Origin of the sequence: Streptomyces anatolicus (assembly GCF_019400875.1) — a bacterium.
Taxonomy (GTDB): domain Bacteria; phylum Actinomycetota; class Actinomycetes; order Streptomycetales; family Streptomycetaceae; genus Streptomyces; species Streptomyces anatolicus.
The window spans coordinates 1-5,122 of sequence record NZ_WMBF01000455.1 but is presented as its reverse complement, the minus strand read 5'-3'; the positions used below and the strand labels follow the sequence as shown (position 1 = coordinate 5,122).

The 5,122-nt window shown below is 69.4% G+C and carries 4 protein-coding genes; all 4 read left to right on the top strand.

The genetic code is table 11. The annotated features are described in order from the left end of the window. The first annotated feature begins 382 nt into the window (after positions 1–382). On the top strand, positions 383–1,540 hold the full coding sequence (locus GKQ77_RS27275) for a L,D-transpeptidase (protein WP_308117806.1): 1,158 nt from the start codon (positions 383–385) through the stop codon (positions 1,538–1,540). 163 nt (positions 1,541–1,703) lie between these two features. After that, on the top strand, positions 1,704–2,942 hold the full coding sequence (locus tag GKQ77_RS27270; RefSeq protein WP_219691590.1) for a L,D-transpeptidase: 1,239 nt from the start codon (positions 1,704–1,706) through the stop codon (positions 2,940–2,942). A gap of 92 nt (positions 2,943–3,034) precedes the next feature. Next, a complete protein-coding gene (locus GKQ77_RS27265) occupies positions 3,035–3,802 on the top strand; it encodes an enoyl-CoA hydratase/isomerase family protein (protein WP_219691589.1) in 768 nt (255 codons plus the stop codon). A 277-nt stretch (positions 3,803–4,079) separates the two neighbouring features. After that, complete coding sequence (locus tag GKQ77_RS27260) at positions 4,080–4,583, top strand: ATP-binding protein (RefSeq protein ID WP_219691588.1); 504 nt, start codon at positions 4,080–4,082, stop codon at positions 4,581–4,583. The last annotated feature ends 539 nt before the right edge of the window (positions 4,584–5,122 follow it).

Here is a 5,122-nt window from a genome sequence, read left to right as displayed (position 1 = left end):
CCACCCGGAAGCGCGCCCCGAGCGGCGTCGGCGCCCCCGGCCACACCGGCCGCGTCGGCACCACGCGCCCCGCGGGCCGCCTGCTCCCGTTCACCGCGGGGGCCGGCCGCTCGGGCGCGGCGCGCCCCTTCGCCCGTGCCTCCCGCACTGCCCCTTGCTCGGATGCGCTCGACACCTGTCAGCCTCCCGCGGCTCTGTCGGCCGACGCGCGAAGAAGGGCATACGGCGTCCCGGCCGCGGCTCCCCCTACGTCGTCCTCCCCACTGTTCTGCCCAGCGCACGCGTCGCACTCACGTTTCCCCGAGCCGGGACGGTCGTTGGGTCCCACGTGAGACAGGTTGCGAGGCGCGCACGGCGCGCAGGGGCCGCGCTGGCCGCGGTAGTGACATGGGCCGGCCTGCTGGCCGGAGCGGCGGGCTGTTCCGGCGATGGCCTGGACGGAGTCCTCGGGAAACCGCGTTCGCCCGCGGACGCGATCCGGGTGACCCCCGACGACCAGAGCAAAGGGGTCAAGCCCGACGAACGGCTGGAGGTGAAGGTCCCCGGCGGCCGTCTGGAGTCGGTCGAGGTGGTCCGGACGCAGGACGCGCAGCAGTTCGATGTGCCGGGCCGCATCGGCGAGGACGGCATGACCTGGCGCCCCCTGGACAAGGGCCCGCTCGCCGTCGCCGCCACCTACAAGGTCGACGCCGTCGCCCTGGACGGCCACGGCCGCCGCACGGCCCGGCACACCACGTTCCGCACGGAGGTCCCCGACAAGCGCTTCGTCGCCTACGTGGCGCCCGAGAACCGCTCCACGGTCGGCACCGGAATGATCGTCTCCCTGGAGTTCAACCAGGAGGTCGAGAACCGCGCCGCCGTCCAGCGCGCCATCGAGGTCACTGCCCGCCCGGCCGTCGACATCCGTCCGCACTGGTTCGGCAAGAACCGCGTGGACTTCCGCCCCGAGAAGTACTGGAAGCCGGGCACGAAGGTCACCGTCGGCCTGCGCCTGCGCGACGTCGAGGCCGCCCCCGGCGTCTACGGCCTCCAGGACAAGACCTTCGCGTTCACCGTCGGCCGCAGCCAGGTCTCCCTGGTCGACGCCGCCGAGCACACCATGGAGGTGCGCCGCGACGGCGAACTGATCTCCACCGTGCCGATCACCGCGGGCGCCCCCAAGACCCCCACGTACAACGGCAAGATGGTGGTGACGGAGATGCTGGAGGTGACCCGCATGAACAGCCGCACCGTCGGCTTCGGCGGCGAGTACGACATCCCCGACGTGCCGCACGCCATCCGCCTGACGACCTCCGGCACCTTCCTGCACGGCAACTACTGGGCCCCGGACGCCCCCGGCAACACCAATGTCAGCCACGGCTGCGTGGGCCTGCGCGATGTGAAGGGCGGCAGTTCCAAGACACCCGGGGGCTGGTTCTTCGACCGCACGCTCATCGGTGACGTCGTCGAAGTGATCAACAGCGATGACAAGAAAGTCGCTCCCGACAACGGCCTCAGCGGCTGGAACATGGAGTGGAAGGAGTGGCTGAAGAACGGCTGATCATGATCCACCCGCACCCCTCGGTCAGTTGGAACGGAACGGTGACATTGGCGGGGAGTCATCGCCCGGAACCGTGTGGTTATCTATCGCTTGCGCGTGTCTGAAACGCGCAGGTGCACTGGGGTGCGGGCCTGGATCCAGGCCGTGCGAGGGGAGACACATCTTGAACGGGCGACCGATATCGGGGGCGTCGGTTGGCGCGCGTACGCGCGTGCGGCGAAAGGGCGCCAGAGGTCTTACGGCGGTGCTGTCGGGAGCGGCGATGCTCGCGGTGGCGGCCTGCGGCGGCGGAGGCTCGGACGCGGGCGACGGGGGCAAGGACAAGGCGGACAAGAACGCGCCATCGGCGGCGGTCGTGACGATAGCCCCCAAGGACGGCGCGAAATCGGTGGCCACCAGCGGGGCCCTGAAGATATCCGCCGACAAGGGCAAGCTCTCCCAGGTCAAGGTCGAGGACAGCAAGGGCAACCCGGTCCCCGGCAAGATCACCTCGGGCGGCGCGGCCTGGACGCCCGCGCACCACCTCGCGGCGGCCACGACGTACAAGGTCCACGCGGTGGCGAAGGACTCCGAGGGCCGCGCGTCGGCCAAGGACACCTCCTTCACCACCCTCACCCCGCAGAACACCTTCATCGGCCAGTTCACCCCGGAGGACGGCTCGAAGGTCGGCGTCGGAATGCCGTTCTCGGTGCGGTTCACGCGCGGCATCACCGACCCGAAGGCGGTCGAGAAGGCCATCGAGATCAAGACCGAGCCGTCCGTGCCGGTCGAGGGCCACTGGTTCGGCAACGACCGCATCGACTTCCGCCCGGAGAAGTACTGGAAGCCCGGCACGAAGGTCACCGTCAAGCTCAACCTCGACGGCGTCGAGGGCCGCCCGGGCGTCTACGGCAAGCAGTCCAAGACCCTGGACTTCACCATCGGCCGCAGCCAGGTCTCCACCGTCGACGCCAAGACGCACCAGATGAAGGTCGTCCGCGACGGCAAGCAGATCAAGAAGATCCCGATCACCGCGGGCGCCCCCGGCACGACCACGTACAACGGCCAGATGGTCATCAGCGAGAAGCTCCAGGTCACCCGGATGAACGGCGAGACCGTCGGCTTCGGCGGCGAGTACGACATCAAGGACGTCCCGCACGCGATGCGCCTGTCGACCTCCGGCACGTTCATCCACGGCAACTACTGGGCGGGCGGCGTCTTCGGCAACTCCAACGCCAGCCACGGCTGCATCGGCCTGAGCGACGTGCGCGGCGGCTACAGCAAGAAGACGCCCGCCGGCTGGTTCTTCAACAACTCGTTGATCGGCGATGTCGTCGTGGTGAAGAACTCCGCGGACAAGAACATCCAGCCCGACAACGGCTACAACGGCTGGAACATGTCGTGGGAGAAGTGGAAGGCGTGACGCCACCGCGTACGGAGTGAGTGAGGGACCCGGTGCACATGTGACCAAGTGCACCGGGTCCCTCCGCGTTAACCCCCGCTAACGTGCCTCCCATGACTGCACACCTCGAAGTCGCCGAAGGCGTCGGCACGATCCGACTCGACCGTCCCCCCATGAACGCCCTGGACATCGCCACCCAGGACCGCCTCAAGGAACTCGCCTCCGAGGCCACGCGCCGCGACGACGTGCGCGCCGTGGTGATCTACGGCGGCGAGAAGGTGTTCGCGGCGGGCGCGGACATCAAGGAGATGCAGGCCATGGACCACGCGGCCATGATCGCGCGCTCCGGGGCGCTCCAGGAGTCCTTCACCGCGGTGGCCCGCATCCCCAAGCCGGTCGTCGCCGCCGTCAACGGCTACGCGCTCGGCGGCGGTTGCGAGCTCGCCCTCTGCGCGGACTTCCGCATCGCCGCCGACAACGTCAAGCTCGGCCAGCCGGAGATCCTGCTCGGCCTCATCCCCGGCGCGGGCGGCACCCAGCGCCTGGCCCGCCTCGTCGGCCCGTCCAAGGCCAAGGACCTCATCTTCACCGGCCGCCAGGTGAAGGCCGAGGAGGCGCTCGCCATCGGCCTGGTGGACCGGGTCGTACCCGCCGCCGAGGTGTACGAGCAGGCGCACGCCTGGGCCGCGCGGCTCGCGCAGGGCCCGGCCATCGCGCTGCGCGCCGCCAAGGAGTCCATCGACGCGGGCCTGGAGACGGACATCGACACGGGCCTGGCCATCGAACGCACGTGGTTCGCGGGCCTGTTCGCCACGGAGGACCGGCAGCGGGGCATGCGGAGCTTCGTCGAGGAGGGCCCGGGCAAGGCGAAGTTCGTATGAACTCCCTTGCTTTCCCGTCCAGTTGCCCCCCGCTGTCAGCTGGAAGGTTCCCCCGAAGGGGCGGTTTATCGGCAGCTTAAGAGAACCTTAAACCTGTCAGGGCCGAGGCCGTGGGTGATCACCCGTAAGCGGGAAGTCATCGCAGGTGAGGGCCGCTTCACCGGTTCCTTTCTGCCAGCGGCATATGCCTACCCCGCCCCCCGGAATGGTTGGTTCCGGGGGGCTTATTCCTCCGGAACGGCCCCGGAGGGCCCGCTGGGCGGCCATGATGGGGGGCATGGCGGGGCTGGAGGGTTATGAACGGCCGCGGCGGCACGGGAGTGCGACCGCGGCGCGCTGGTCGCCGGCGGTAGAGGACGAACACGCGCTCAAGGCGCTGGAGTTGTTCGGCAATCCGACGGACGGGGAGGTGTCGCTGCCCTCGCGCCCGGAGTCCGCCGCCATCGCGCGCCGGCTCGCCCAGGTCGTCGTCCTGCGCCACTGGCACCTCTCCCCGAAGCTCACCGAGGACGTCGTCCTGCTCGTCTCCGAACTCGTCGGGAACGCCGTACGGCACACCGGTGCCCGCGTCTTCGGTCTGCGCATGGAGAAGCGGCGGGGCTGGATCCGCGTGGAGGTCCGGGATCCGTCGCGGGGGCTGCCCTGTCTGATGCCCATCCATGAGATGGACCTGAGCGGACGGGGCCTCTTCCTCGTCGACAAGCTCTCCGACCGCTGGGGCGTGGATCTGCTGCCGCGCGGCAAGACCACGTGGTTCGAGATGCGGGTCGCGGACCGCTGACGCGCGAAGGCCCTGTGATGCGCGAAGCCCCTGTGATGCGCGAAAGCCCCCTGCGGCCGCGAGCGGGCTGGGGGCTTCCGTGGAGCGGCGTGGAAGTTTGGGGTGTATCCACGACCGCCGAGACGACCTGAGCCCGGGTCAATGGGGGTCGTGTCCTCCGACTATGGCAGACGGGCGCTCAAGATCCAAAAGTCGCACCCGGGCATTCAGGGGCAAATGCGGACAGTTGCAGGGTGAATCTTTGGTGATCTGAGCCACTTGCCTGGTAAAGGCTGGTTAAAGCGCGACAGTGGCGGGTGATAAGCAAGGTCATCTGAGTGTGGCGCTGTCGCCCGGGTGGGCTCGTAAAACGGGTCAATAACCCAAAATCATGCGATACGCCCCTTAAATGGTCGCGTGACTGAGCATGCGAGGGACGCGGGCGCCTCCGGCGGCGGGCGGCGGGGAGTGCTGCGGGCCGGGGCGGCGGTGACCGCCACGGGCGTCGGAGCCGCGCTCGGGGCCGCGCTCGGGGGCGGGCTCCTCGCGGGGTGCGGCAG